Origin of the sequence: Campylobacter sp. MIT 97-5078, assembly GCF_006864455.1 — a bacterium.
GTDB lineage: Bacteria > Campylobacterota > Campylobacteria > Campylobacterales > Campylobacteraceae > Campylobacter_D.
The window spans coordinates 1-2,131 of record NZ_QHLK01000036.1; the positions used below are offsets into that span (position 1 = coordinate 1).

Genomic DNA, 2,131 nt, shown 5'->3' on the forward strand with positions numbered 1-2,131 from the left:
TGCTTTACAAGCCATACTTTATTGAAATTTAAAAATATTAACCTCCCCAAACCCAAACAATTTAATAAAACTTTAAGCTTATTTGTATATAATTTCATTTCCTTTTTTTAATTTTCAAGCCTAAAACTTGAAATGAAGTCTTAAAAAACTTCTTTTAAAAGGAACTCTCAAGGGTTTTAAAACTTTTCATTATTTAATATTTTTTAATTTTGATGAAATGTTTATAAAATTATGTTTTGAGTTTTATTGTTCTTTAAATCTAATAGTGTTATTTTCAAATCTTAATAGTCAATCTTTGAAATCTAAATAAGTGATCGATTGAGCCAGAAAAGATTTAGGTATGAGTTATCATATAAAATCTTTTTAAAAACATCAAGAGTCTTTGAAGTAATTTAACTCTTTTTGAACTTTTTCTTTGAAGAAAAAGATTAAACTTTACATTTTTTTAATGGAGAGTTTGATCCTGGCTCAGAGTGAACGCTGGCGGCGTGCCTAATACATGCAAGTCGAACGATGAAGCTTTTAGCTTGCTAAAAGTGGATTAGTGGCGCACGGGTGAGTAAGGTATAGTTAATCTGCCCTTTGCTGGGGGACAACACTTAGAAATGAGTGCTAATACCCCATACTCCTACTTCACACAAGTTAAGTAGGGAAAGTTTTTCGGCAAAGGATGAGACTATATAGTATCAGCTAGTTGGTGAGGTAATGGCTTACCAAGGCTATGACGCTTAACTGGTCTGAGAGGATGATCAGTCACATTGGAACTGAGACACGGTCCAAACTCCTACGGGAGGCAGCAGTAGGGAATATTGCGCAATGGGCGAAAGCCTGACGCAGCAACGTCGCGTGGAGGATGACACTTTTCGGAGCGTAAACTCCTTTTCTTAGGGAAGAATTCTGACGGTACCTAAGGAATAAGCACCGGCTAACTCCGTGCCAGCAGCCGCGGTAATACGGAGGGTGCAAGCGTTACTCGGAATCACTGGGCGTAAAGGGCGCGTAGGCGGACTATCAAGTCTCTTGTGAAATCTAGGAGCTTAACTCCTAAACTGCTTGGGAAACTGATAGTCTAGAGTGAGGGAGAGGCAGATGGAATTGGTAGTGTAGGGGTAAAATCCGTAGATATTACCAAGAATACCCATTGCGAAGGCGATCTGCTGGAACTCAACTGACGCTAAGGCGCGAAAGCGTGGGGAGCAAACAGGATTAGATACCCTGGTAGTCCACGCCCTAAACGATGTATGCTAGTTGTTGGGATGCTAGTCATCTCAGTAATGCAGCTAACGCATTAAGCATACCGCCTGGGGAGTACGGTCGCAAGATTAAAACTCAAAGGAATAGACGGGGACCCGCACAAGCGGTGGAGCATGTGGTTTAATTCGATGATACGCGAAGAACCTTACCTGGGCTTGATATCCTAAGAATCTTGTAGAGATACGAGAGTGCTAGCTTGCTAGAACTTAGAGACAGGTGCTGCACGGCTGTCGTCAGCTCGTGTCGTGAGATGTTGGGTTAAGTCCCGCAACGAGCGCAACCCACGTATTTAGTTGCTAACAGTTCGGCTGAGCACTCTAAATAGACTGCCTTCGTAAGGAGGAGGAAGGTGTGGACGACGTCAAGTCATCATGGCCCTTATGCCCAGGGCGACACACGTGCTACAATGGCATATACAATGAGACGCAATAGCGTGAGCTGGAGCAAATCTATAAAATATGTCTTAGTTCGGATTGCTCTCTGCAACTCGAGAGCATGAAGCCGGAATCGCTAGTAATCGTAGATCAGCCATGCTACGGTGAATACGTTCCCGGGTCTTGTACTCACCGCCCGTCACACCATGGGAGTTGATTTCACTCGAAGAGGGGATACTAAACTGGTTACTCTCCACAGTGGAATCAGCGACTGGGGTGAAGTCGTAACAAGGTAACCGTAGGAGAACCTGCGGTTGGATCACCTCCTTTCTAGAGTACAACTTATAGTTTTCATTAATTATAAGTCATTATATATAAGTTTTTCACGAAGCTTATACACTACATTAAGTAGTAAATCTCAATCAGTCCTTGTTTAGATTTTAAAGATTGATAGAAAAGACTTTAGTCTTTATAAATGTCAATAAAACTATAAATTAAACAAA

General features: G+C 41.3%; 1 rRNA gene. It reads left to right on the forward strand.

Annotated elements, in window-relative coordinates:
• Positions 1-445 precede the first annotated feature (445 nt).
• Positions 446-1,958: ribosomal RNA gene (locus DMB91_RS08685) — 16S ribosomal RNA — on the forward strand.
• The last annotated feature ends 173 nt before the right edge of the window (positions 1,959-2,131 follow it).